Genomic DNA, 24,884 nt, shown 5'->3' with positions numbered 1-24,884 from the left:
ACCCGGCGGACGGTCCCGGCGACCGGAATCCCGGGACACCGGCCGGCCGGTCAGCGGGCCGGCGCGACCAGCCCCAGCTCGTACGCGATGATCACGAGCTGTACCCGGTCCCGGGCGTCGAGCTTGGTCAGCAGCCGGGCCACGTGCGACTTGGTGGTCGCCATCGTGATGAACAGTTCCTCGGCGATCTCGCCGTTCGACCGGCCCTGCCCGATCAGGGTCAGCACCTCCCGCTCCCGTTCGGTGATGCCGGCGACCGGGCGTACCGGACGGGCGGTCGCCGGGGCGGCCCTGACGAAGCCCGCGATCAGCCGGCGGGTGACGCTCGGCGCGATCAGGGCGTCACCGGCGGCGACCACCCGGACCGCTCCGAGGATGTCGTCCACGGCCATGTCCTTGACCAGGAAACCGCTGGCCCCCGCCCGGAGCGCCCCGTAGACGTGCTCGTCCTCGTCGAAGGTGGTCAGCACCAGTACCCGGGTCGGTCCGTTACCGGCCACGATCTGCCGGGTCGCCTCGATACCGTCCATGCCGGGCATCCGGATGTCCATCACCACCACGTCGGGCCGGACGTCCCGGGCCAGCCGGACCGCCTCCGCGCCGGTCCCGGCCTCGCCGACCACCAACAGGTCGGGGGTGTCGGCGATGAGTACCCGCAGACCGGAGCGGACCAGCGGCTGGTCGTCGACGAGTACCACCCGGACGCTCATCCCGGCACCGCCGAGGACGGGACGCTCTCCGGCAACGGCAGCCTGGCCGCCACCCGGAAACCGGCTCCGGGAACCGGTCCCGCCTCGAAGTCGCCGTGCAGCAGGCCGACCCGCTCCCGCATCCCGGTGATCCCGAACCCGGTGGCCGCGACCGGACCGCCGCGCCCCTCGTCGACGATCTCGACGTACAGGTCGTCGTCCCGGTAGTCGAGGGTGACCCGGCACTGCGGCGTCTCGGCGTGCCGGACGACGTTGGTCACCGCCTCCTGCGCGATCCGGTACGCGGACAGCTCGATGTCGGCCGGCAGCGGGCGCCGCTCCCCCCGCCAGCACAGCTCGACCCGGACTCCGGCCTCCGCAGTCGCCACGGCCAGCCGATCCAGGTCGGCCAGCCCGGGCGCCGGATCCCGGGACACCGGGTCGGACGGGCCCGCCTGACGCAGCCCGCCGAGCACCCGGCGCAGCCCGGCCAGGGTCTCCCGACTGGTCGTCTCGATCACCCGCAGCGCGGCGCCGGCCTCGGCCGGCTGGGTCTGGATCACCCGGCTGCCCACCCCGGCCTGGATCGCGATGATGCCGATGCTGTGCGCCACCAGGTCGTGCAGTTCGCGGGCGATCCGCAGCCGTTCGGCGGTGACCGCCTGGGCGGTGGCCTGCGACCGCAGCGCCTCGGCGTACCGCCGCCGGGTCCGCACCGAATTGCCGAGCATCCAGGTGGCCAGCATGCCCAGGGTGGGGATCTCCGGCTGGAAGACGGCGTTGTCGCCGGGTTCGATGTAGCCGATGAGGATCTCGGCGATGAGCGTCAGCCCGGCGACGGTCACCGAGAACCGACGGGACCTGGTCGCCGCGACGAACCCGACGACCAGGTTGATCGCCAACAGTTGCAGGTACCGCAGGTCGGCCAGGTAGCCCCGCTCCCACGAGTGGATCAGCACGGTCATCGCCGCCGACCCGAGCAGCATCAGGACCAGGGTGGTCAGCGGGCTGCGCCGCAGCAGGACGGCGGGCAGCGCCATCACCAGGGCCGGTAACGCATACCGGGGAATCGTCTCCAGCACGTTGTAGTAGTAGCGGCCGGGACCATCGTCCGGGACGATCGCCACGGTAAGGGCCAGTACCAGCGGAAACGCGGCTATTCCGCACCAGACCAGGGCCGTGCGCACCGCCGTCGGCAAGCGGTGCCGCAGCGATGGCCGGAGCAGGTGCGGGGTGTCCACGCCGCGAGACTAGCCACCGACCGGCGGGCCCGGCATCAGTCCACGGACGTAATCCCGCAGGCTGGCGGCGGGCCGACGGTTACCGCCGCCGGCCCGATGTCCGGATCCGGCCGGCCCGGCAGGGTTGCGGTCGTGATCGAAGTTCACGACCTGACCAAGCGATACGGCCGCAAGACCGCCGTCGACGGCCTCTCCTTCACGGTACGGCCGGGGCACGTCACCGGCTTCCTCGGTCCGAACGGGGCGGGTAAGACCACCACACTGCGGATGATCCTCGGCCTGGACGCGCCGACCCGGGGCACCGCCACGGTCGGCGGCGTGCCGTTCCGGAGCCACCGGCGTGGGCTACGGCACGTCGGCGCCCTGCTCGACGCGACCCACCTGCACGGCGGACGCAGCGCCCGGGCACACCTGTCCGCGCTGGCCCGCAGCAACGGCCTCCCCGCCCGGCGGGTGGACGAGGTGCTCCGGGAGGTGGGGCTGACCGAGGTGGCCCAGCAACGCGTCGGCGGGTTCTCGCTCGGCATGAAGCAGCGGCTCGGCATCGCGACGGCGCTACTCGGCGACCCGCCGGTGCTGCTCTTCGACGAGCCGATCAACGGGATGGACCCGGAGGGGGTGCTCTGGGTCCGCCACCTGTTCCGTCGGCTGGCCGCCGAGGGCCGGACGGTCTTCCTCTCCAGCCACCTGATGACGGAGATGGAGAACACCGCCGACCAGCTCGTCGTGATCGGCCAGGGCCGGATGGTCGCCGCCGAGTCGCTGGCCAGCTTCGCCGGGCGCGGCAGCCGGCGCAGCGTTCTGGTGCGTACCCCACGGGACGCCGAACTCGCCGCGCTGCTCACCGCCGCCGGGGCCCGGGTGGAGTCGGCGGAGGAGGTCGATTCCGGGGTACGCACCCTCACCGTGACCGGGCTGCTGGCCGAGGAGATCGGCACCCTCGCCTTCGACCACCGGATCATCCTGCACGAACTGGCCACCCGGACCGCCTCACTGGAGGACGCCTTCATGGAACTCACCGCCGACCGCGTCGACTACCTGGCCGGGCAGCCCCGATGAGCACCGACACCGCCACCTCGGCAGCGCCGCCGCCGAGCCGCTCCGAATCGGTCGCCGAGCCACCCGCCCGGTTCCGTGACCTGGTCGCCGCCGAGTGGATCAAGGTGTGGTCGCTGCGCTCGACACCCTGGACCCTGCTTGTCAGCACGCTCTTCGTCGTCGGTACCGCCACGCTGGAGGCGATCGACGACTACCGCGCCTTCCCCAACATGAACCCGGCAATGCAGCGGGAGCCGATGTTCGCGCTCTCCGACGCGTTTCCGCTGATGGGCTACTGGACACTGGCGCTCGTCGCGGTCAGCGCGGGCGCGATCGTGGTGGTCGGCGAGTACGGCAGCGGCCTGATCCGGACCACCACCGTCGCGGTACCGGCCCGGGAATCGGTGGTGCTGGCCAAGGCGGTCGTGGTGACCGCGCTCTGGACGGTGACCGGCACCATCGCCGCGAGCGGCGCGTTCACGGTCTCCCAGGCCATCCTCAGCGGGCGGGACGCCGCGATCTCGATCACCGAACCGGTCGCGCTGCGCGCCCTGGTCGCGGCGGCGCTGCTCCCCACGGTCTGCGCGCTGATCGGGCTGGGCCTCGGAGTCCTGATCCGGCACGGCGCCACCACGATGGTCACCGGGATCTTCACCCTGCTGATGCTGCCGCAGTTCTTCTCGATCCGGACACGCTGGTCCGCCGAGATCAACCACGCGATGGTGCTCACCGCCTGGGAACGGCTGACCGCGATGTGGGCACCGCCCTCCGGTGACGGCTTCTACCGGCCCGGCGTCGCCGAGTCGTGGGTCGTCTACGCGGCCTGGCCACTGGTCGCGATCGCCCTCGCCCTGATCGTGGTACGCCGCCGCGACGTCTGACCCGACCGCCCGGCCGGAGCGCCGCGTCACCGGTACCCGGACCGGCCGGGTGGCGCTCCGGCCGGCCGCCACCCGGCAGCACCCCGCTACGAAGGATCCGACCTGCCCCGAACCGGCCGGAAGTACGGTCGTGAGCACCGGCGACCGTACTGTGGACCGATGCCGGTGGCGGTCCGGCCGCCGAAGCATGGGGCGATGCGAACAGCGGACTCCCCTGCGGTGCTGCACGCCGAGCACCTGACGAAACGCTACGGTCGCCGGCCGGCGTTGACCGATTGCGACCTGACGATCCCCGCCGGGCGGCTGATCGGCCTGGTCGGCCCCAACGGGGCCGGCAAGTCGACGTTGTTGCAGCTCGCCTGCGGCCTGATCGCCCCGACCTCGGGTACCCTGCGGGTGCTCGGGTCACGCCCGGCGTCGACCCCGGCACACCTGGCCCGGGTCGGCTTCGTCGCCCAGGACACCCCGGTGTACGCGTCGTTCACCGTCGCCGACCACCTGCGGATGGGCGCCCGACTGAACCCATCGTGGGACCAGGCCCTCGCCGAACGCCGGATCGCACAGGTCGGGCTCCACCCCGGGCAGCGGGCGGGCCGGCTCTCCGGCGGCCAGCGTGCCCAACTGGCGTTGACGGTCGCCGCCGCGAAACGCCCCGAGCTGCTGATCCTTGACGAGCCGGCCGCCGCGCTCGATCCGCTGGCCCGTAACGGATTCCTGGGAAACCTGCGGGAGTTCGTCGCCGAACTCGGCGCCAGCGCCGTGCTGTCGTCGCACCTGCTCGACGACGTCGAACGGGTCTGCGACCACCTGGTGGTGCTCTCCGGATCCCGGGTGCAGGTGGCTGGCGACGTACCCGATCTGCTCGCCGCGCACCACCGGATCCTCGCGCCCCGTGACGAGCTGGACCGGCTGCCGACCGGGGTCGAGGTGATCCGGGCGGAGCGGGCCGACCGGCACGTTCGGGTGCTCGTCCGGGCCGCCGGCGGGTTGCCGCCGATACCGTGGCCGGTGGAGCCGGTCCGGCTCGAAGAGCTGGTCCTCGGCTACCTGACCCGGGCGTCCGAGTCGTCCGCCGCCGGTGCCGCGCCGTCCGCCGGGGAGGTCCGGCGATGATCTGGATGAGCTGGCGACAGTTCCGCACCCAGGCGATCGTCGGCGTCGGTGCCCTGGCGGTGCTCGCCGCCTACCTGCTACAGCTCGGGATGCGGATCCGCGACAGCCGGGACAGCTATCTCGGCCGCTGCCAACCGCAGGGCGACTGCGCCCAGGCGATGAGCCAGTTCGTCGGCGAACACCAGAACACCCTGCTGATCCTGGCCGGCCTGTTCGGCCTGCTCCCCGGGATCCTCGGGATGTTCTGGGGCGCGCCGCTGGTCGCCCGGGAACTCGACGCCGGCACCCACCGCCTGGTGTGGAACCAGAGCGTCTCCCGCCGCCGCTGGCTGCTGACCCGGCTGCTCTTCGTCGGCCTGGCCGGCGCGGCGATGACCGGCCTGGTCAGCCTGCTGCTCACCTGGGCCGCCAGCCCGGTCGACGCGGTCGCCGACGACCGGTTCAGCACCGTCGTGTTCGGCGCCCGGAACATCGCACCCATCGGGTACGCCCTCTTCGCGGTCACGGTCGGCACCGTCGTCGGACTCCTCGTCCGGCGTACCCTGCCCGCGATGGCCCTCACGATCCTCGTCTTCGGCGTCGTCCAGTTCGGCATGCCGAACCTGGTCCGGCCGTACCTGATGACGCCGGTCGACGTCACCCGGCCGATGACCGCCGAGGCGATCAACGAGGCGCGTGGACTGGGCAGCATCAGCAGCGCCGCGGTCGTCCGGGGCCTGACCGTGCCCGACGCCTGGGTCACCCGGACCAGCGAACTACGTACCACCGACGGCCGGGCGCTCGACGCCGACCGGTTCGACGACTGCCTGATGCGGCCGCCGAAGACCGGGGCGACCGGCACGTTCGGGGATGCCGCGCGCTGCCTCGGCGAGCTGGACCTGCACGTCGACCTCTCCTACCAGCCCAACCACCGCTACTGGCCGTTCCAGTGGCTGGAGTCGGTGATCTACCTGGCCCTCAGCGCACTGTTGACCGTCTTCGGGCTGTGGCGGATCCAGCGACGGGTCAGCTAGTACGGCCGGACGGGGGCACGGTCACGACCGACTGACGAGCAGAGAACGCTCGTCCGCGATCGGCCCGCCCGAGCGGCGGGGGTCGGTCGAGCGGGTGACGGCGGTGTGCCGGGGTGTCGGAGTACCAGCTCGGTTGCCGGTACGCCGCCGTCACACCGCCGCCGGTCCGCCGGTCACGGCGAGTGCCCCGTCGACCGTCTCCACCGAGTCGCCGCCGTCGCCGACCTGGACGGTGTGCGTACCGTCGAGGGCGGCACCCGTCAGGCGGAAACGTCGCACGGCGTCGATCCGCAGCCCCCGCAGCCGCCAGGTGTCGTCCGGGTTGTCTGGCGGCAGGGCCAACTGGACGACGGCCGAGGCGTCCCGCTGGACGCCGTACCGGTCGTGGCGGGCGGTGTACGAGACCAGCGCCAGTTCGGCGGTCGACCGGAGCCCGGCGGGCGGCTGGTCGGTACGCGGGCGCACATCGGCGTCGGACACCAGTGCCCGCAGCCATTCGGCGGTCTGCCCGTCCCGGATTCCTCGCCGGGGCAGCTCCAGGAGCCGTCCAGGCCACCCGGCCGGCAGGGCGTCGTGCTGGACCCACTCCTCCACCAGCGTCCGGAACGCCTGTTCCCGGCGGCGCGGTACGGTCGCACCCGCCCGGAAGACCTTCGCTCCGGCGTCGGCGAAGGCGAGGCACAGGGCGCGCAGCGGCACCGTGTCGACGAGGTGCTGGTGGCCGACCATGCGGATCATGAGCATCGCCCGGTGGACCACGTGGGCGGCGACCGCGCCGGCCTCGGTCAACGGAGGAGACTCGACCGGACGTGGGCGTCGTGGTCGGTCCTGCCGTCGGGGCGTCCGCGCGTCGGCGGCACGGCCGACGGCCGACAGATGCCAGCTTGGATCCTCGTAGCCGACGTCGATGCCGGTGGCGCGTACGACGCCGTGTGTCCCGACGCGTACGCTGCCGCCGTCCGGGCCGGCATGCAGGCGTACGCCGGACGTGTCGGCCGAGTCGACGTCCGCCGTGGACACGTCGGTGAGGGTCAGCCGCAGCAGCGCCGGCTCGTCGGGCTCCCCCGGCACCGGGTAACGGCGCGGAACCGCGATGGTGAGCAGGCCGTCGTGCCGGTGTCCCGCCCGTTCGACCCGCAGCGCCCGGAGTTCACCCCCGGCGAGGTGGTAGTCCTGTTCCAGGTCGACCGCGACGCCGGCGGTGAGCGGGGTGTCCGCCGGCATCACGACGCCCCGATGGTCCCGGTGGTGCGCCGGCTCCTCCATCGGCGGCGGCAGCAGGCCGGCGAGGGTACAGCCGGCGGCCTCGGCCTGCTCTGTCATCCACTGCCGACGGGTCGGGCCGAGGTCCGCCATCCAGGCGAGCGCCGCCCGGGATCGACGCTCCCGACACCAGGACGGCCGGGTCACGGCCGCGCGGAACAGCGCGAACGTGTTGTTGTCCCAGACGTCGGCGACCCGGTAGATCGCACTCCGGTCGAACCGGCGGGCGTCGGAAGCCGCCCCGATCTGCGCGACCGACCGGTCAAGCAACGCGGCCAGCGCCGAACTGGCGGCTCTCCGGCCGATCATCAGCCCTGCCCCGTCCGGGGCGAGCGGCGTAGCTCAGCGGAACGGCCCGACCTGCGTTCATTCCGCGCGCGGGCCAGCCACCGGAGATCACACACTCTGTCAATCTAGGCGCGGTGCACCAACCCAGCGAACCATCGCCGACCGGCGGGTGGCCGGACCGACGCCGTACCGCCCGACCGGCGGCGCGTGACGGCGGCCGATGACTCGACCACCCTGCCCAGTGCTGTCTCGCGAGAGGGTCCGCCGACTAAGGTTCTACGGACTTGAGTGAGCGGAGTGGGTCTTATGAAATTCGAAAATCGGCTCGTACTGAAGCCTGACTATGAACGATCTGAGCTGCTGAGGGTTGCTTGGGATCTCGATTGGGATGTTGTGGATTTTCGCAGGAAGGAGGCTGGGGCGCTCATTGATATTTGGGTCACCTATGACGGGCGGGTCGAGATCCACTTCGTAGACGACCGTCCAATCGGGATGCGGTACATCACGTTGCGCGGAGAGGGCGGTGCTAGCGTGGTCGCACAGTTGATGGAACGATGCGATCTCTGGTCATTTTCGGAAGCTACTGACCGGCTGCGTATCGCGAGGTCAAGAGTTGACAAGCTGGTCGCTATCCATGCGGCTGCACTTACCGCGCCAAAGAGTCAAGATGATTCATTGGTCAATGCTTATCGAGAGTTCTTGGAAGACCCGGATGCGGGGGTACGTCAGGCTTTGACTATCGCTGCGGGGTATGTCCCGTGGCCGGGTTTGCTTGGCTTGGTCGAGCATCTACGAGATCATGATCCTGTCGGGCACGTCAGAGAGAATGCGCGGATTTTGCTGGAAGGCACAGGAGTGGACTTTGAAGGATGAAGAGTTCCGCTGTGCCGTCCGCCGTGCATGTGACCGAGGACGGGCGAGAGATTCCGTATCCGAAGCGACGGCTGATTCCGAAGCAGCCGCAGGACGACACCGTCGAGAACGTCCCGCACACCGTGAGCGGTGGCGGCCACCCGTTCGGCGATCTCGTCCATTTTGACGTCGTCGTCATCCACCACCGTGCCGTAGAAACCGAGCAGCAGGCCCCTGACCACGGCCGTAGCGTACGGGGAGCGGGGGGCGAACACCGAGAGGCTCGGGAGGCTGGGGCGTGCGTCGCGGGCGCAGGACAGGGCCCGGCACCGCGTCGGCGACGTGGTGACCGTCGGCAGCGCGGGTGACCCGGCATGTGTGACGACCGGGCCGGTCCGGCACGGCCGGGCATGAACGACGGCACCGTACAGGATCGGCGATGGCTGAGGTCGGCCATCGAACTGTCCCGGCTGTCGCCACCCTCGCCCACCCACTACGCCGTCGGCGCGATCATCGTCGACCGGTACGGCGTCGCGCTGGCCACCGGCTACACCGGCGAGACCGACCCGCACTACCACGCGGAGGAGGCCGCCCTGGCGAAGCTTGCCGGCCGCGCCGACCTGGAGCTGTCCCGGGCGACCATCTACACCTCGATGGAACCCTGCACCGTCCGCAGGTCACGGCCGGATCCCTGCACCGACCTACTGCTCGACGCCGGCATCGCGCGGGTGGTGCTGGCGCTGCGGGAGCCGCTCCTCTTCGCCGACTGCGACGGCGTGGAGACCCTCCGTCGGAGTGGGGTCGACGTCGTCGAGATCAGCGAGCTGGGCCATCTCGTGGCCGAGATCAACGCCCACGTACTCGGGCCGGCCGACCGTACCCGCGACGGCTGGTGAGCCGGGGGCGACTCCATGCCGCCGGAGCCGCCCCCGGATGAGGCCGATCTCGCACGGATCCTTGAGGGGATCCGCGCCTGCGGCTACATCCCCACTAGTCCCCGGCCATCACCGTGAAGGCGAACCCGGAGCTCGTCGAACGGCGTAGCGGAATGTCGCACTTGATCCGGCGCAGCACCTCGTTCCTGCTGAGGCCGAGCCCCTGCGCGATGAGCCACTCCGGGCGCACCGGTACCGGATCCTCGAAGACGACCTCCACCTTCACCGGCCACGCCTCGGCGTGCCATGCCGACGGGGTGTCCAGCCGCCAGGCCCCCTTCCAGTCCAGGGTGAAGCGGTTGCGCCGGGCGAGCAGCGGATCCAACAGCCTGGCCGCCACCAGTTCCGGATCGTTGGCGTGATAGCCGTCGAGCTCGACCGGATCGATGGATCTGACCGGCGCTCGCTCGTGCACGGTGAGCTTGCTCGTCCGATCGCAGGACGCGCAGCGGACCAGTAGCCACACGTCCAGCAGGTTGCCGTTGGCGTTGACGCGGAATCTGCCCTCGCCAGTGGTGGCCGACTCCGACCGGCAGCGCACGCAGCGCAGCGACAGCAGAGGCAGCCTGGTTCGACGAACGACCCAGGGCAGCACGATATGAGGTTGTGAAGACATGATCTCTCTAGACCTGACACGAGGCCGATTGCGCGCGGCCTCAAACGCTGAGTGACTGGGCGCACACGGGCAGCCCGGCAGAGCCGACCGGAGGGTCAGCTTGAAGGTGCGCGGAAGAAGGTGTCAGGTCTAGAGAGCAGGCGGGGTCACGCGGTTGTCCTCGGTCCTCACTACGACGGGGCCGCAGGCAACCTACGGGAACGCGGAAGGAAGGCTCAAAGGGTTTTCCGGTGGCGTACTGGTCGAGCCCGACCTGGCCTTTGGCCGCCCTCCGCACCCGCGCGATCATCCGACTGCTGTGCGATGTCGGCCTGTGGGGCCAGGGACTCCCGAAGCTACGGCGAGCCGCAAAGTAGCTGTGAGTGGGCGATGGCACCCCGACTCCCCCACCGGCCGTACAGCCGATCGAGGCGGTCAAGGGTTCGCCGCGGAGTGGGGGTGCTGGTAAGAAACGTGTCACCGGCCGCAAACGAGAGCGATCGCGCTGGTCAGGAGGGTGGGGTGCGGCCTGGCGAGGGGCGACCCTGAGCCTGGGGACTGGTACGACATGATGTCTGGTTATGGCGCGATCGCTGGATCTCGATGAGCTGATCGAGCATTGGACGTTGCTGGATGACGAGCGAGAGTTGATCGCGGGCAAGCGCGGGCCGACGAGGCTCGGGTTCGCGCTGCTGTTGAAGTTCTACGTCCGGGCCGGCCGGTTTCCGCGCGGCCGTAGCGAGCTGCCGGGCGAAGCGGTCGAGTTCGTGGCTCGGCAGGTTGGCGTCGATCAGGGCGTGCTCGGGCTGTACGAGTGGTCGGGCCGCACGATCGAGTACCACCGGGCGCAGATCCGGGCCCATCTGGGCTTCCGGGAGTGCACGGTCGCTGACGCGGACAAGCTGACTGAGTGGCTTACCTCGAACGTGTGCGAGGCCGAGCGTCGCCCGGAGTTGGTCCGCGACGAGCTGTTCGGACGGTGCCGGACGGAGCGGATTGAGCCGCCTGCGGCTGGGCGGATCGATCGGATCGTGCGCTCGGCGCTGCACCAGGCCGAGCAGACGGTGACTTCGCGGATCGCGGCCAGGCTTCCCGCCGACGTCGCCGATCGGTTGCGCGCCCTGGTCGCGGTCGAGGTCGAGGTCCTGGACGACGACACCGGCGAGGACTCGGTGCTGGCGCTGATCAAGTCGGTGCCGGGCAACGTCAGCTTGGAGTCGATGCTCACCGAGATCCGCAAGCTGCGCGCGGCCCGGGCGATCGGCCTGCCGGGCGACCTGTTCGCCGACGTCGCCCCACGGGTGCTCGCCGGGTGGCGGGCCCGCGTGATGGTGGAGTCCCCGTCGCACCTGCGCGATCACCCCGAGCCGCTGACATTGACCCTGCTCGCGGCCCTGCTACACACCCGGCTGCGGGAGATCACCGACACCCTGGTCGAGCTGCTGATCTCCACGGTGCACCGGATCGGCGCCCGCGCGGACCGGAAGGTCACCGAGGAACTGGTCAACGCGTTCAAGCGGGTCACCGGCAAGGAGAACCTACTATTCGCGATCGCCGAGGCCGCGCTGGAGAGGCCCGACGACGCCGTACGCGAGGTCGTCTATCCGGTCGTGTCCGGCGGCGAGCAGACCCTGCGCGAGCTTGTGCACGAGTTCAAGACCAAGGGCCCGGTCTACCGGCGGACTGTGCAGACCACGCTGAAGGCGTCCTACTCCAACCACTACCGTCGCGGCCTGATCGAGCTGCTGGACGTGCTTGAGTTCAGGTCGAACAACGCCACCCACCGGCCGGTTCTCGACGCCCTGGACTTGATCAAACGGCACGCCGACGCCCGGCTCACCTACTACCCGGCCGGCGAGACCGTACCCAGCCACAAGGGTGTGCTCGGCGACTGGACCACCCTGGTGTTCAAGGACGCCGGCAAGGCCGGCCGGCGGGTGGTCCGCAGCGTGTACGAGATCTGCACCTTCCAGGCGTTGCGCGAGCAACTGCGCTGCAAGGAGATCTGGGTCGTCGGCGCCGACAAGTGGCGCAACCCCGACCAGGACCTTCCGCACGACTTCGAGGCCCACCGCGACGCCCACTACGCCGCCTTGCGCAAACCGCTCGACCCGACCGCGTTCATCGACCAGTTGCGCGAGGAGATGCGCGACGAGCTGGCCGCGCTCGACGCCGGCCTGCCGAAGCTGGCCTGGCTGGAGATCGCCGACCGGGCCAAGAACGGAGCGATCAAGCTGACCGACCTGGACGCCGCGCCCGAGCCGCGGAACCTGCGACGGCTCAAGAACGAGGTCCGCACCCGGTGGGGCACGGTTCCGCTGATCGACATGCTCAAGGAAGCGGTGCTGCGCACCGGCTGCCTGAACGGGGTGACTGGCGCTGCCGGCCGCGGCGACCTCGCGCCGGAGGTGCTCGCGGAACGGTTGTTGCTGGCGATCTACGCGTACGGCACCAACACCGGGATCCGGGCGATCGCCGGGAACGCCCAGCACGGTCACGGCGAGGACGACATCCGCTACGTGCGGCGCCGGTACCTGACCGCCGAGGTCGCCCGGACGATCGCGACCGAGATCGCCAACGCCACCTTCGCGGCCCGGGCACAGACCGTCTGGGGCGCCGGCTCCACCGCCGTGGCCAGCGACTCGACGCACTTCGGCGCGTTCGACCAGAACATCTTCACCGAGTGGCACTCCCGCTACGGAGGCCGCGGCGTGCTCATCTACTGGCACGTCGAACGCAAGAGCATGGCCATCCACTCCCAGCTCATCTCGTGCACCGCCTCGGAGGTCGCCGCGATGGTCGAGGGCGCGATGCGGCACGGCACGACCATGGAGGTCGAGGGCAACTACGTCGACTCCCACGGCCAGTCCGAGGTCGGCTTCGGCATCACCCGCCTGCTCGGCTTCGATCTGCTACCGCGCATCAAGCGGATCAACAAGGTCCGGCTCTACCGCCCGGCCGCCGGCGAACCCGACGCGTACCCGAGGCTCATGCCGGCGCTGTCGCGGCCGATCCGGTGGGACATCATCGCCGAACAGTACGACCAGATGATCAAGTACGCGACCGCGATCCGGGCCGGTACCGCGAGCACCGAGGCGATCCTGCGCCGATTCACCCGGACCAACGCGATCCACCCCACCTACCAGGCGATGATTGAGGTCGGCCGAGCCCAGCGCACCATCTTCGTCGCCCGCTACCTGCGTAACCGTTACCTGCAACGCGAGATCAACGAGGGCCTCAATGTCGTCGAGTCGTGGAACCGGGCGAACAGCGTGATCTTCTACGGCAAGGGTGGCGACATCGCCACGAACCGCCGCGACGAGCAGGAACTCTCCGTGCTCTGCCTGCGCGTGCTGCAGGCGGCGCTGGTCTACGTCAACACGTTGATGGTGCAGGACGTCCTCGCCGACAAGGACTGGGCGACGCGGCTGACCGACGCCGACCGGCGCGGCTTGACCCCGCTGTTCTGGACCCACGTGGCCCCGTACGGCGAGGTCAAGCTCGACATGAACAGCCGACTGGCACTCGGTGCTCCGAACACGGTGTCCCGGATCAGGGAACTTGATACCGGGCCGCAGCCTTGACCCGCATCGAGCCGGTCAAGCCAGATGATGCGGTGATTTGATTCTTCGGCTACCCGGTGGTGACGAGCGGACGCTCATCGATGGTGGCCCCGCCCTGGGAACGGAGTGTGAGAGCGATGCCGGCACCGACGAGTGTGAGGGCGGCTGCGACCCATACGGCGACACGCAGACCGGGGACCAGTGCGGCGCCGGTCGTCTCTCTTTCGCCGAGGCTGGCGACGGCGACCAGGACGGCCAGGCCGACAGCGGCGCCGATTTGCTGCGTCGTTGAGGCCATCGCTGAGGCGATGCCCTGCTGAGCGGCGTCAACGCCGGTGCCCGCCGCGACGAACATCGCGGTCCACGCGATGCCCTGACCGAGGCTGAGCAGGGCCAGCCCGGGCAGCAGCGCCGGGTAGCCGCTGGTCGGTGACATGGCGGCTGCCAGTAGCGTCATTCCGGCCGCGCCGAGTAGCAGACCGATGAGGAGGGTGGGCCGCATGCCGAGCCTGCCGAGAAGCTTCTCGCTGGTCTTGGTGCCGATCATTCCGATCAGGGCGGAGGGCAGGAAGGCCAGCCCGGTCTGCAGCGCGTTGAAGCCGTGAACGTTTTGCAGGTAGATGGTGAAGAAGTAGTACTGGGAGCCGAAGGTGGCCATGAACATGAACGTGATCCCCATGGCGGTGACGAGGCTGCGGTTGTGGAGCAGGTGTAGCGGCATGAGCGGGTGCGCTGTCCTGCTCTCGACAAGCAGAAACAGTCCGACGAGTGCGATACCGCCGAGGAGGCCGGCCAGGGTCGCCGGGCTGGTCCAGCCGAGTTCCGGACCCTGGACGATGCCGAAGACCAGCGTGGTGAAACCGATGGTTGCGGTGAGCGCGCCCAGTAGGTCGAAGCCGCGGCCTGCCGTGCGGGGAGCGTCGGCGGCGATCACGCCGAAGGCGGCGGCGGCCGCGCCCAGGGCCAGCGGCACGTTCACATAGAACACCGCCTCCCAGCCGAACGCGCTGGTCAGCACACCGCCGAGCAGGGAACCGAGAGCCAGGCCCACCGCGCCCGCCCCGCCCCAGACGGCCATGGCCCTGTTGCGGGCAGCGCCCTCAGCGAACGTTGTGTTGATCAGGGACAGGGTGGCGGGCAGCAACAGCGCTCCGCCAAGGCCCTGTACGGCGCGCGCTGCCACGAGCAGGCCGGGCGCGCTCGCCAGTGCGCCAGCGAGGGAGGAGGCGCCGTACAGGGCCAGGGCCAGGGCGAACATGCGGCGTCGGCCCAGTAGGTCGGCGGCTCGGCCACCGAGAAGCAGGAACCCGCCGAAGGTCACGGCATAGGCGCTGACCACCCACTGCAGGCTCTGCGCGGAGAATCCGACCTCTCGACCGATCTCGGGTAAGGCCACGTAGACGATGTTGTAGTCGATGGCGCTGATGAACTGGGCGAAGGCCAGGAGGGCCAGGAGCGGGCCGGTCCGGCGAACGGTCTTGGGCACGAGACATTCCCTTCTAAGTAAGCGGTTGACCGCTTACATCTGTAGTCAAAAGAGAGGCCGCCGAAGCGGCCGGAGAGGAAAGCGGATCAGGCGCGCAGGGTGCGGGCCCAAGGAGCATCGACGGACTCGGCGCCGACGGCCATCACGACGTTGGCCAGCAGCGACTCGGCGAAGTAGCGGCGCAGTTCCTCGTCCGAGGCGCCCGACGCGGCCCTGACGTACTCGACCTGCTGGGCGTAACACTGCCGTACGGCCTCGCCGATGGCCGGCTCGCCAGCCGCACAGTTGCCATGCATGAGCAGCATCAGCAGGTCGCGGTCGGCGATGAGGGCGAGGTAGGAGGCGGACAGCTGGGAGAGTACGACTGATGGCTCGGTGCTCGTCACGCTCGCCATGGCCTTGGCGATGTTCTCGCGCAGGCGTTGCGAGCAGTGCTCGATCACCGCAATGAACAGCGACTCCTTGTCGGGAAACAGGCGGTACAGGTAACCCTGCGAGATCCCCGCGGCCTTGGCCACCTCGACGGTCGTGGTGCCGTAGTAGCCCTTAGCCGCGAAAGCACGGATCGCGGTGCTCAGCACAGTCTGCCGGCGCTCGTCGGCGGTCGAGCGTTGCCGCGGCTTGCTCATCATGGAAGTAATTAATCACTCGCATAATGGCGGTGTCAAGTCAGGCCGCGCACGATCTGATTGGGGGTCTCCGTCGCTCGCCACCCGCCCGGGGAACATCCTCGGCACTCCGGCTGCAAGCAGGACGGGCTGCCGCTCTCAGGCAGCAAACCGGCACGTCGACTCAATGGCACTGCGTCGGCCAGCATGGGCCTCCGTGTGCGCCAGGCCGAGCGACGCCAACTGATCATCCCCTCGGTGAACACCCAGCTTCCTGATCTTGTCCGGGAATCGGCCGATTCCCGGACAAGATCAAAAACGAGTAGCGCAGGCGGGCAGCCCCGTACGAAAAACCCGTCCGAAAAACCGGCGTGTCCAACAACGCGGCGAGGCGTTTGTCGGGCAGCCTGACCGAGTGGCCACCCCCACGCCCGTCCAGGGCGACCTGCTCGCGCCGACCCCGCTTGCCGGTGTGCTCGTCGGCTACGGCCGGGTCTCGACCCGGGAGCAGAACCTCGCCCGGCAGCAGGCCGCGCTCACCGTGGCCGGCTGCGCCAAGTGCTTCTTCGACAAGGCCAGCGGGAAGAACGCCGACCGGCCCGGCCTGCACGACGCGTTCGAGTACCTGCGCCCCGGCGACGCGCTCACCGTCGTGTCCCTCGACCGACTCGGCCGCTCCCTGGAAGACCTCATCACCATCGTCGGCCAGCTCAAGCGCACCGGCGTCGGATTCCAGTCCCTGCACGAGAAGCTGGACACCACCACCGCCGGCGGCATGTTCGTATTCCACGTCTTCGCCGCCCTGGCCGAGTTCATCCGCACCATCATCGTGGCCAACACCAACGAGGGCCTAGCCGCCGCCCGCGCCCGAGGACAACGCCTAGGCCGCCCACCGGTGATGACCCCCGAGAAGGTCGCCTACGCGCTCCAACTCCTCGCCGAGCCCGACCGGTCGATGTCCTCCATCGCCAAACTGCTCGGCATCTCCCGCAGCACCCTCTACAAAGCCCTGCCCGAACTCGTCCCACCCCAACTCGCCCAGACCCGGCCGGACGCCCAGATCGCCCGGCTGCCCGCCGACCGTCGGCCGGCGCCCTCCGGCGAGCCGCACGACGGACTGCTGTCCACGCACGGCAAGTGAGGCCACCCCACCGCGAGATCAACGCCGTTTGCGGCCGGTGACACGTTTCTTACCAGCACCCCGAGTGCCCTTCACAGCCGCCAAACCGAAACCCCCACGCGGTTGTCTGGCAGCACCACAGGGCGGGGTGACCAGACAACGTGGGAAGAACCGGCGTCTCAAGAGACGTTCGGCTCGCCGATCCCGTTCCGTCAGCCGCGCCGGCGGGCCCGGGCCGCCCAGATGACATACGCAGGATCGCGGTCGAGGTTGTGCCGGTCTCGGTCGTAGCGGCGGGTCGTGCGCGGGTCCGCGTGTCCCATCGCATCCTGCACGTCTTCCAGGGACACCCCTTCGGCGCGGGCGGTGGTGGCGAACGCGTGCCGCAGCGAGTGCGGCGACAGCCTCGCCCAGGCGTGAATGCCTGCTGCCTGGGCGAGCCGGCGGACCAGCCGGAACACCGTGTTCCGATCCAGCCTCGCACCGGTCGCGGTGACCAGCAGTGGACCGGTCAGCTCCGGCACGCTCAGCCCCTGGGCGGCGGCCCGGGCGGCCAGATAGGCGTCCACCGCGTACGCGGTGCCGGGGCTGAGGGCGCGGCGACGGACCTTGCCCCCCTTGCCGACGAAGCGGATGCTGCGATGCCCACGCTCGGTACCGAGGTCGGTCAGATCCAGCGAGATCAACTCACCGACCCGCAGCCCCAGATCGGCCAGCAGGGTGATGGTGACCCGGTTCCGGATGGCGGTCGGTCCAGTGTCGGCCTCGGCCGCGGCCAGCAGCGCATCGACCTCGTCGGGGGTCAACCCGACGGTGGCGGAGTGGTCCCGGTCGACCCGCGGGCGGTCGGCGGCGGCCACCGGATTGGCTTCGACGGCGTGCAGCTTGACCAGAAACTCGTACCAGCTGGACAAGGCGGAGAGGCGGCGGGCGACGGTGCTCGGGGCGAGCGGGCGGCCACTGCGGAGCCCCAGCGTCGCCTCCAGTTGACGGGCGTACGCGTTGACGTCGAGGAACGTGGCCCGCAGCGGATCGAGGTCTCGGCTCTCGCACCACCTCAGCCACCCGGCGACGTCCCGCCGGTACGCGTCGCGGGTGTGCTCGGACAGCCGGCGGTTGTACAGCCAGGCTTCGGTGAAGTCGGCGGGGCCAGCGGCTGGCAGCGCGGGGCTGCTCGACCTGCGGGGCACGACTTCGGGAGAGAGCATGTGAGAAAGACTCTCAGCTGATCTGCGGATTCGTGCCGAGGCGCGCCCGGCGGAACGCCATCGTCCGGTGACCCGCCGGTCGGGTCAGGATGGCGGGGTAGTGCCGCCGACCACAGGGAATATCGGAGGCGCTCGCTATCCTCCCGACGTGCTCTCCCAGATCAAAGGCTTGTCCCGCCATTTCACCGAGGAAACGCTCCGGGCGTACCTGTTGGACCGCTCGGCGCGTGTGGAAGACGGCTGCCTCGTCGTACGCGGCTACGGTAGCCAGCGCGGCGAGTACCAGAAGCTCGCGGGCCGGGCATGGGCCCACATCGCCGCATACGTCGTCTTTGTCGGCGACTACGATCCTGAGTTGGAAGTCGACCACCTTTGCGGTGTGCCGGACTGTATCGAGCCGACCCACCTGCGTCAGGTCAGTCATGCCGAGAACTGTCGTAGACGCAAGCAGCAACCTCGGTGCCGCAATGGACACGACCGTGAGATCGATATCCACACCGGCCGCTATCGCAAGGTCTGCCGACGCTGCAACGGCGACGCGCAGAAGCGGTGGCGCGAACGGCAAGCACGCCAGGTTGCCGAGGGCCGCGCCAGCTACGGCCGCGCAACGGACTGACGCCGGCCGCAGGATCCGGAGCTTCGGCGTCTCCGGGCGCTCGTGTTGAACGACACCAGAACGTTCGGCGGGAAGAGAGCCGCCGACGTCGCTGACGTCGCACGGCAGGCCCGCGCCCCCAAGGTTGAACCGCTGACGGACCGCTGTCGATCGACATCGGGTACGCGCCGTCGAGCCGGGCTTCGGGACGGTCGCAGCGAGGACTGGCTTACACCAGCCTAGCCCCTTACGGCAAAGAACTGTCATTATGATGCACGTTCATCGCATCGCTTCCGCAGCCTCTCCGGCACCCAATTATCGGATTACCAGTAACGACAATTTGATAACCCACTCAGCGGCTGCCCCGCCGAGGACCCCCGTCCAGGTGCAGGTCCGTGGCCGGGGCGGCGCCCGAATCGTCGAGATCCGGCGGTACGTACTCGACCCCGGCCAGCTCCTTGGCGAATTCGATGGACAGCGCGGTCGACGGTCCACGATCGTTGGCGGCATGCGACAGGAGGAGATCTGGGACGCCGACAGCGCCCAGCGTTACGACACCCCGGGCAGCGGAATGTTCGCGCCCGAGGTCCTCGGGCCAGCCGTCGACCGCCTCGCCACACTCGCCGCCGGTGGGCCGGCGCTGGAGTTCGCCATCGGGACCGGACGGGTGGCCGTTCCGCTCGCCGAACGCGGCGTACCGGTCACCGGCATCGAACTGTCCCGTCCGATGGTCGACCAACTGCGCACCAAGGCCGACGAGGCGACGGTCCCGGTTGTCATCGGAGACATGGGCCACCGCCACCGCCGCGGGGAGGTACACCCTCGTCTACCTCGTCTACAACACGATCTCCAACCTGCTCACCCAGACCGAGCAGGTCGAGTGCTTCCGCAACGCCGCCCGTCACCTACTGCCCGGTGGTCGGTTCGTCATCGAGCTATGGGTGCCTGAGCTGCGCAAACTTCCACCCGGGCAGCAGGCCGTCGTCTTCGGGGCGGAGACCGGCTACATCGGACTGGACACCTACGACCCGCTGCGCCAGCAGGTGGTGTCGCACCACTTCCGGTTCGACGACAGCCGGCACGCACGCCTGTACCGCAGCCCGCACCGCTACATCTGGCCGGCCGAACTGGATCTCATGGCCCAGCTCGCCGGCTTCGCGTTGGAGACCAGACACGCGGACTGGACCGGTTCCGAATTCACCGCCGAGTCCCGGTCCCACGTCTCCGTCTACCGCATCCCGCCCGACAGCCCGGCGACGACCGCGCCAGGAGGTGCGTGAGCGCCACCGCCGGCCCTGCCCCGGGCCGTCACGGCCGGGTAATCGATGGACCGGGCCGCGAGCCGTCACGATACTCGAGCCCATGACCCGGGCCATGGTGTCTCCGTTGCGGGCACGTCGACGAGCCCGCCGATGAGCGTCGCGGCCCCGCTGCCGGTGCTGTGGCTCTACGGCCCGCCCGCCGTCGGGAAGACCACGGTCGCCTGGAAGCTGTTCACCGAGCTGTCCCGCCGGATCCCCACCGGCTACGTCGACCTCGACCAGTTGGGCATGTGCTTCGCCGCGCCCACTGTGCACGAATCGGCGCCGGAGCCGGCCTCCGACCCGGGTCGCCACCGCCGGCAGACCCGCAACCTCGACCTGGTGGCGGCGAACGTCCGGGCCGCTGGCGCCCGCTGCCTCGTCGTCTCGGGGGTCGTCGACGCCGTCCGCGGGATCGAGGTCGACCTGCTGCCGAACGCGGCGCTGACAACATGCCGGCTGCGTGCCGAGCCGTACGAGTTGCGGCAGCGGCTGGCCGGGCGTGGCCGGGCCGGCGACGAGGCCGCCGACCAGGTGCTGGAGTACGCGGAGGCGCTGGACCGCAACCATCCGGCCGGCCCCTGCGTCGACACGACGGGCCGGAGCGTCGCCGAGGTCCTCGAACTGGTGCTGAGCGAGACCAGCGGCTGGCCGGCACCGGCGGGTCCGCGCACGACACCGTCGGTGGCCCCGGACGGAACGTCGGGACGCTACCCCAGCTATCCCGCCGGTACCGGCGAGATGCTGTGGCTGTGCGGTGCGACCGCGGTCGGCAAGTCCGCGGTGGGCTGGGAGATCTTCACCACCGTCAGCAACGCCGGGGTCTGGTGCGGGTTCGTGGACCTCGACCAGATCGGGTTCTTCTGCCCGGCCGGTACCCGGGCTCCGATCGACCATCGACTCCGGGCGAGCAACCTCGCCACAGTCTGGCAGACCTACCGGGCCACCGGTCTGGAGCGCCTGATCGTGGTGGGTCCGGTCGAGAGTGCCGAGGCCGTGCGGACGTACCGGGAAGCGCTGCCGTCGGTGCGGATCACACTGTGCCGGCTGCACGCCGGCCGCGACTCGCTGACCGAGCGGGTCATGCTCCGGGGTCGGGGTCAGGGTCCCCTGATCGCGGGCGACGAGCTGAAGGGACAGCCGGCGACGCGGCTGCGCGACGTCGCCGACGAGGCGACGGCCGTCGCCGAGGCCCTGGAGAGCGCGGCGCTCGGCGACCTGCGCGTCGACGCGGACGGCCGACCGGTGCCCGACATCGCCCGGGGCGTAGTTCGGCAGCTCGGCTGGCTGGACGGACCCGGCCGATTCCCGCTGGCGCCGACCGGCCGCGCTCGGTGATCCCGGTGCCGCCCCCGCCGGTTCGCCGCTGCCACAGGGTCCCTCCCGCGTTCCTGCGGCAAACCGCGCTACTCCGTCGACAATGCGAAGATCGTCCGGTGGTATCGCCACCGGCCACGACCGCGTACCTGACGAGACGAGAGCTGGTCGATGATCGTAGATGCCGGGATCTACCTGTTCGACCATCGGCTCTATCGGGAGCGGGTCGTTTCCGCCGTTCGGCGGCTACACGCCACCGGCCAGGTCGAGCCGTGGCTCGAGGCGGCGTGGCAGAGCAGGCACCACCCGCCAACGCCCGTACCCCGCTTCACGTCACATCTTCGTGAGGTGACAGCGGATCTGATCGCGAGCCCCGATCTCGCCGGCACCACACCGTCCGGGCTGATCGCGCCGCCCACGCGCCCTCGAAGGCGTCGACCGGCGGCGCGTACCGGCGGCCCGGGTGATGGTCCGGGCGACCCCGAAGCGGTTGAGCAGGAGGCGGTCGAGCACGAGCGGGAGTGGCAGGAGTTGCGGCACCTTTTCCGGCTGGCGGTGGAGACGACGTGCCTCGGTGCCGGTGTCTTCGTGGGCAACGCCGTGGACGCCCCGGAACTCGCCTTCTGCCTCGACGAACCGGTGATGTTCCACCCCGATGTTCGGGCCTGTCTGGAGTGGCTGGCGGAGCGTGGCCGCGCCTGGAGCCTCGGCGACGAGGACGCTGTCATCGGGGTACGGGGCTGGCTCGACCCGGTCGAGACCTGGTTTCTCGCTGACGAACTGGACCAGGTCGCGCTGCCGCCGATCGACGCCAGTTTCGCCGCGATCCGGGCCGCTCGGGCGAGCGGGATCGGGACGTGCGCGGACGGCCAGAGCCATCCACGCCTACGCGCCACCGTCCGCGCCGTCGCCGCTATCGCCGTCGAGCGAGGGCAGGGTGTGCTCTGGGGATGGGATCTCACGCCGCCCGGAGACGATTGACGGCACCTGAGGAACTGACGTTCGGGAACGTCGTACCAAGGATGATCTCGGCGTCCGGTGAGGGGGCCCGGAAACGAGGAATTCCGGGACGACCTCGTCAATGTCTGGCTCGTGCCGCTGAGGCCGATCGCGACTCCCAGGTCGGTGTCCAGACCTCGGTGACGGGTGCCTCCGCTCGTCTGGAGTCGAGGTAGCCGCGCAGTTTGCTGAGCGCGGGATGCGGGTTGTCGTCGCGCCAGATCAGTGACAGGGGGTAGACCGGTGCCGGGTCGCGTACCGGAATGCGCCGTAGGTCGTAGCTGTCCGGCCACAGGTATCGGGTGCGTTCACCGGCCAGCGTCGCCAGTTCCGCGGAGTCGGCGATCTCGGCCAGCAGTGCCTCGTTTCCGAAGACCGGCCCGACCCTGTCGATGGTGAGGCCGAACGCGGCGGCGAGTTCGTCGTAGTAGTCGGCCCATTCGGTACCGGCGGCCATGCCGGGCATCCAGATGCGGTGTTCGGCGAGTTGTGCGGGCGTGACGGCGCGGGCGTTGGCGAGCGCATGGCGTGGCCCGACGAGGACCTCGTGATGCTCGTCGATCACCCGGGCGGTCCTGATCGCCCCTGACAACTGGCGCGCGGGGACGGTGACGGCGTGGAAGGTGGCATCGATCGTCCCCGCCTCGACGGCGGCGGTCGCGGCATGGACATCGGCGTCGAGGGTCACGACATCCAGCTCGATCCGCGGATGCGTACGGTGGAAGTCCTGGAGCAGCACCGCCGACGCGATCCGTCGACTGTGGACGTCGACGCGGAGCGCGCGCCGACCGGGGCGCACGGAAGCGTCGGCGCGCGCCTGCACCCGGAGCAGTTCCCGGGCGTGGGGCAGGAAGACCTGGCCGTCGACCGTGAGTTGGGCGCCGCGAGCCGTGCGGGTGAACAGCCGTACCTCCAGATCCTTCTCCAGCCCGGCGATGCGCTTGGACACGGCCTGCTGGGTGATCGACAACACGGCCGCGGCGTCCTGGAACTGGCCGGCGTCCGCAACGGCGACGAAGGTACGGACAGCGTCGAAGTCCACGGACCAGATCCTACGTACACAACGATCAGTTGTGGCTCACCGCCGGTTCGGTTGTCTGGTCCGTCATCCCGACCCTTGCGTTGATCACAGCGATCAACGGTGAGTTGTCCGACGCGGAGGACGTACGGCCTGATGGCGCCTACGCCGTCAGCGGCCCGTCCGCGACCGGAGCACCCCCAGGTAGTGCTCGTTGTACATGACGCCGAGGATGTTGCCGAACGGGTCGACCACGGAGGCGGTGACGAAGCCGGGGCCGCGCTCGTTCGGCTTCTCGTGCACGGTGGCGCCGAGCGACAGCAGCCGGTCGAAGCTGCCCTGGAGGTCGTCGACGTGCCAGTAGACGACCGCGCCGCCGGCCTGGTCGGGACGGCCGTGCGGGGCGTACCGGCTGTCGATGATGCCGAGTTCGTGCTGGTAGTCGCCGATCCGGAACTCGACGTACGCCGGTGGCCCCTCGATCGGGCGCACGAAGTACGCCTCGACGCCGAGCAGCTCCGCATACCAGTTCCGGGCCGCCGTGACGTCGTCGGCGAAGAGGCTGATGGTGGTGACTCCACGCAACATGGCAGTTCCTTCCTTCCGGTCGGTGACAACCTCCATCCTCGGAGCAGAAGTGCTCACCAACTGAGCACTTTTTGCGGCAGGCTGCTGGAATGCGCGCCGACCGTCTCGTCGCCGTCCTCCTGCTGATGCAGGCCCGGGGCCGGGTGACCGCCGCCGAGCTGGCCGAGGAGTTGGAGGTCTCGGTGGCCACCGCCCGCCGCGACCTGGCGGCGCTCTGCACTGCCGGCGTACCGGTGTATCCGCAGCCCGGCCGCAACGGCGGCTGGTCCCTGGTCGGCGGCGCCCGCACCGACCTCACCGGCCTGTCCGCGACGGAGGCGCGGGCCCTGTTCCTGCTCGTCGGCCCGGCAGCGGCCGCCTCGGACCAGGCCCGCGCGGCGCTGCGCAAGCTCGTCCGGGCACTGCCGCAGACCTTCCGGGCCGAGGCCGAGGCGGCGGCCAGCGCCACCATGCTCGACCCGACCCGGTGGAGCGGCCGGAACCGGCCCCGCCCCGCCCTGGTCGACCTGCTACAGGCGGCCGTGATCCGCCGGCGGAAGGTCCGGCTGCGCTACGTCGGCGGCGACCGGAAACGTACCGAACGGCTGGTCGACCCGTGGGGACTCGTCGACAAGGACGACGTCTGGTATCTGCTGGCCGGCACGGAGCGGGGGCAGCGGACGTTCCGGGTCGACCGGATCGTCGCGGCCGAGTCGACCGAACTGCCCGCCGCACGCCCGGACGACTTCACCCTCGACGCCGCCTGGCGCACCGTGGTCGGCGAGGTGGAGCAGCGCCGTTCCCGGACCTGGGCCATGGTACTCGTGCCGGCCCGCTACCTGCCGGTGCTGCGCGACCAGTTCGGCCGGCACTGCCATCCTGACGACGGCGAGCGGGCCGACGGGCGTACCCAGGTCCGGCTCGCCGCACCCACCGCGCTGGACATCGCCCGCCAGTTGGCCGGCTGGGGCGACCTGGTCGAGGTGCTCGCACCACCGTCGGTCCGGGCCGAACTGGCCCGGATCGGCGCCGAACTCGCCGCCCGCTACTCTGCCGAAGCCTGACCGGCGCCGATCGCCCCACCGGCGCCCGGTGACCACCAGCCTGCCGCCACCCCGACACCGCCGACCGGATCCCGCCCGGCGGCGCAATCCTCGACCGCGCAACCCTCGGAGCCCGGCCGGCCGGATCCCG

At 70.2% G+C, this 24,884-nt stretch carries 24 protein-coding genes; 14 read left to right on the top strand and 10 right to left on the bottom strand.

Annotation, left to right across the window (positions count from 1 at the left end; all coding sequences use genetic code 11):
- Positions 1-50: 50 nt before the first annotated feature.
- Both Pma05_RS08940 and Pma05_RS08935 read right to left on the bottom strand, forming a co-directional pair.
- Entirely contained in the window at positions 51-710 is a 660-nt protein-coding gene (locus Pma05_RS08940; RefSeq protein ID WP_203856851.1) for a response regulator, read from the bottom strand.
- Positions 707-1,930, bottom strand: coding sequence for a sensor histidine kinase (locus Pma05_RS08935; RefSeq protein WP_203856850.1), 1,224 nt, complete (start codon positions 1,928-1,930; stop codon positions 707-709). Before Pma05_RS08935 ends, Pma05_RS08940 begins: the two co-directional genes overlap by 4 nt.
- Before the next feature lie 96 nt (positions 1,931-2,026).
- Between Pma05_RS08935 and Pma05_RS08930 the strand changes: the two genes are divergently transcribed.
- From Pma05_RS08930 to Pma05_RS08915, 4 genes are all read left to right on the top strand, one after another.
- Positions 2,027-2,989, top strand: a complete 963-nt coding sequence (locus Pma05_RS08930; protein WP_203856849.1) for an ABC transporter ATP-binding protein — start codon at positions 2,027-2,029, stop codon at positions 2,987-2,989.
- Positions 2,986-3,849: a hypothetical protein gene (locus Pma05_RS08925; RefSeq protein WP_203856848.1), complete on the top strand. Its 864-nt coding sequence runs from the start codon at positions 2,986-2,988 to the stop codon at positions 3,847-3,849. Before Pma05_RS08930 ends, Pma05_RS08925 begins: the two co-directional genes overlap by 4 nt.
- 195 nt (positions 3,850-4,044) lie before the next feature.
- Positions 4,045-4,962, top strand: a complete 918-nt coding sequence (locus Pma05_RS08920) for an ABC transporter ATP-binding protein (RefSeq protein WP_203856847.1) — start codon at positions 4,045-4,047, stop codon at positions 4,960-4,962.
- Positions 4,959-5,975, top strand: coding sequence for an ABC-2 membrane transporter-related protein (locus tag Pma05_RS08915; RefSeq protein ID WP_203856846.1), 1,017 nt, complete (start codon positions 4,959-4,961; stop codon positions 5,973-5,975). Before Pma05_RS08920 ends, Pma05_RS08915 begins: the two co-directional genes overlap by 4 nt.
- A gap of 150 nt (positions 5,976-6,125) precedes the next feature.
- Here the strand turns inward: Pma05_RS08915 and Pma05_RS08910 are convergent, their stop codons facing one another.
- Positions 6,126-7,547 carry a hypothetical protein gene (locus Pma05_RS08910; RefSeq protein ID WP_203856845.1) on the bottom strand — a complete coding sequence of 474 codons (1,422 nt, stop codon included), beginning with the start codon at positions 7,545-7,547 and terminating at the stop codon, positions 6,126-6,128.
- A gap of 285 nt (positions 7,548-7,832) precedes the next feature.
- Here Pma05_RS08910 and Pma05_RS08905 point away from each other — a divergent pair, with 285 nt between their 5' ends.
- Positions 7,833-8,399, top strand: coding sequence for a hypothetical protein (locus Pma05_RS08905; RefSeq protein ID WP_203856844.1), 567 nt, complete (start codon positions 7,833-7,835; stop codon positions 8,397-8,399).
- 389 nt (positions 8,400-8,788) lie between these two features.
- A complete protein-coding gene (locus Pma05_RS08900; protein WP_203856962.1) occupies positions 8,789-9,274 on the top strand; it encodes a cytidine/deoxycytidylate deaminase family protein in 486 nt (161 codons plus the stop codon).
- Between the two features lie 94 nt (positions 9,275-9,368).
- On the opposite strand, the gene Pma05_RS08895 is transcribed toward Pma05_RS08900, so the two are convergent.
- Positions 9,369-9,908 (bottom strand): DUF1062 domain-containing protein, encoded by a 540-nt coding sequence (locus Pma05_RS08895; protein WP_239312005.1) that lies wholly within the window; start codon positions 9,906-9,908, stop codon positions 9,369-9,371.
- A gap of 581 nt (positions 9,909-10,489) precedes the next feature.
- Here Pma05_RS08895 and Pma05_RS08890 point away from each other — a divergent pair.
- Positions 10,490-13,492, top strand: a complete 3,003-nt coding sequence (locus Pma05_RS08890; protein WP_203856842.1) for a Tn3 family transposase — start codon at positions 10,490-10,492, stop codon at positions 13,490-13,492.
- 49 nt (positions 13,493-13,541) lie between these two features.
- On the opposite strand, the gene Pma05_RS08885 is transcribed toward Pma05_RS08890, so the two are convergent.
- Together Pma05_RS08885 and Pma05_RS08880 are read right to left on the bottom strand one after the other, a co-directional pair.
- Positions 13,542-14,957, bottom strand: coding sequence for an MFS transporter (locus Pma05_RS08885; RefSeq protein WP_203856841.1), 1,416 nt, complete (start codon positions 14,955-14,957; stop codon positions 13,542-13,544).
- A gap of 86 nt (positions 14,958-15,043) precedes the next feature.
- On the bottom strand, positions 15,044-15,589 hold the full coding sequence (locus Pma05_RS08880) for a TetR/AcrR family transcriptional regulator (protein ID WP_203856840.1): 546 nt from the start codon (positions 15,587-15,589) through the stop codon (positions 15,044-15,046).
- A gap of 391 nt (positions 15,590-15,980) precedes the next feature.
- Between Pma05_RS08880 and Pma05_RS08875 the strand changes: the two genes are divergently transcribed.
- Complete coding sequence (locus Pma05_RS08875; protein ID WP_239312002.1) at positions 15,981-16,706, top strand: recombinase family protein; 726 nt, start codon at positions 15,981-15,983, stop codon at positions 16,704-16,706.
- A gap of 191 nt (positions 16,707-16,897) precedes the next feature.
- Here the strand turns inward: Pma05_RS08875 and Pma05_RS08870 are convergent, their stop codons facing one another.
- Complete coding sequence (locus Pma05_RS08870) at positions 16,898-17,893, bottom strand: tyrosine-type recombinase/integrase (RefSeq protein WP_203856839.1); 996 nt, start codon at positions 17,891-17,893, stop codon at positions 16,898-16,900.
- A gap of 148 nt (positions 17,894-18,041) precedes the next feature.
- Between Pma05_RS08870 and Pma05_RS08865 the strand changes: the two genes are divergently transcribed.
- The gene (locus tag Pma05_RS08865) at positions 18,042-18,509 is read left to right on the top strand and encodes an HNH endonuclease (protein ID WP_203856838.1); all 468 of its coding nucleotides are present in this window, start codon (positions 18,042-18,044) and stop codon (positions 18,507-18,509) included.
- Positions 18,510-18,840: 331 nt separating this feature from the next.
- On the opposite strand, the gene Pma05_RS42420 is transcribed toward Pma05_RS08865, so the two are convergent.
- Positions 18,841-19,227 (bottom strand): hypothetical protein, encoded by a 387-nt coding sequence (locus tag Pma05_RS42420; RefSeq protein WP_239312074.1) that lies wholly within the window; start codon positions 19,225-19,227, stop codon positions 18,841-18,843.
- On the opposite strand from Pma05_RS42420, the gene Pma05_RS42415 reads away from it, so the two are divergent.
- From Pma05_RS42415 to Pma05_RS08850, 4 genes are all read left to right on the top strand, one after another.
- The gene (locus Pma05_RS42415) at positions 19,156-19,437 is read left to right on the top strand and encodes a class I SAM-dependent methyltransferase (protein WP_239312063.1); all 282 of its coding nucleotides are present in this window, start codon (positions 19,156-19,158) and stop codon (positions 19,435-19,437) included. The two genes, Pma05_RS42420 and Pma05_RS42415, sit on opposite strands and share 72 nt — an antisense overlap.
- Positions 19,430-19,768: a hypothetical protein gene (locus Pma05_RS42410; protein ID WP_239311999.1), complete on the top strand. Its 339-nt coding sequence runs from the start codon at positions 19,430-19,432 to the stop codon at positions 19,766-19,768. The genes Pma05_RS42415 and Pma05_RS42410 overlap by 8 nt, the downstream gene beginning before the upstream one ends.
- A gap of 132 nt (positions 19,769-19,900) precedes the next feature.
- The gene (locus Pma05_RS08855; protein ID WP_203856837.1) at positions 19,901-21,127 is read left to right on the top strand and encodes a DEAD/DEAH box helicase family protein; all 1,227 of its coding nucleotides are present in this window, start codon (positions 19,901-19,903) and stop codon (positions 21,125-21,127) included.
- A gap of 150 nt (positions 21,128-21,277) precedes the next feature.
- Complete coding sequence (locus Pma05_RS08850; RefSeq protein ID WP_203856836.1) at positions 21,278-22,087, top strand: hypothetical protein; 810 nt, start codon at positions 21,278-21,280, stop codon at positions 22,085-22,087.
- A 97-nt stretch (positions 22,088-22,184) separates the two neighbouring features.
- Here Pma05_RS08850 and Pma05_RS08845 read toward each other — a convergent pair whose 3' ends face one another.
- A complete protein-coding gene (locus tag Pma05_RS08845; RefSeq protein WP_239311996.1) occupies positions 22,185-23,147 on the bottom strand; it encodes a LysR family transcriptional regulator in 963 nt (320 codons plus the stop codon).
- A gap of 147 nt (positions 23,148-23,294) precedes the next feature.
- Positions 23,295-23,711 (bottom strand): VOC family protein, encoded by a 417-nt coding sequence (locus tag Pma05_RS08840; RefSeq protein WP_203856835.1) that lies wholly within the window; start codon positions 23,709-23,711, stop codon positions 23,295-23,297.
- A gap of 89 nt (positions 23,712-23,800) precedes the next feature.
- Between Pma05_RS08840 and Pma05_RS08835 the strand changes: the two genes are divergently transcribed.
- Positions 23,801-24,754, top strand: coding sequence for a helix-turn-helix transcriptional regulator (locus Pma05_RS08835; RefSeq protein WP_203856834.1), 954 nt, complete (start codon positions 23,801-23,803; stop codon positions 24,752-24,754).
- Positions 24,755-24,884 lie beyond the last annotated feature (130 nt).

Source organism: Plantactinospora mayteni (assembly GCF_016862935.1).
In the GTDB taxonomy this organism is placed as follows: Bacteria; Actinomycetota; Actinomycetes; order Mycobacteriales; family Micromonosporaceae; genus Plantactinospora; species Plantactinospora mayteni.
Note: the sequence above shows the minus strand (reverse complement) of the source record. Positions and strands in the feature narration are given on the sequence as shown.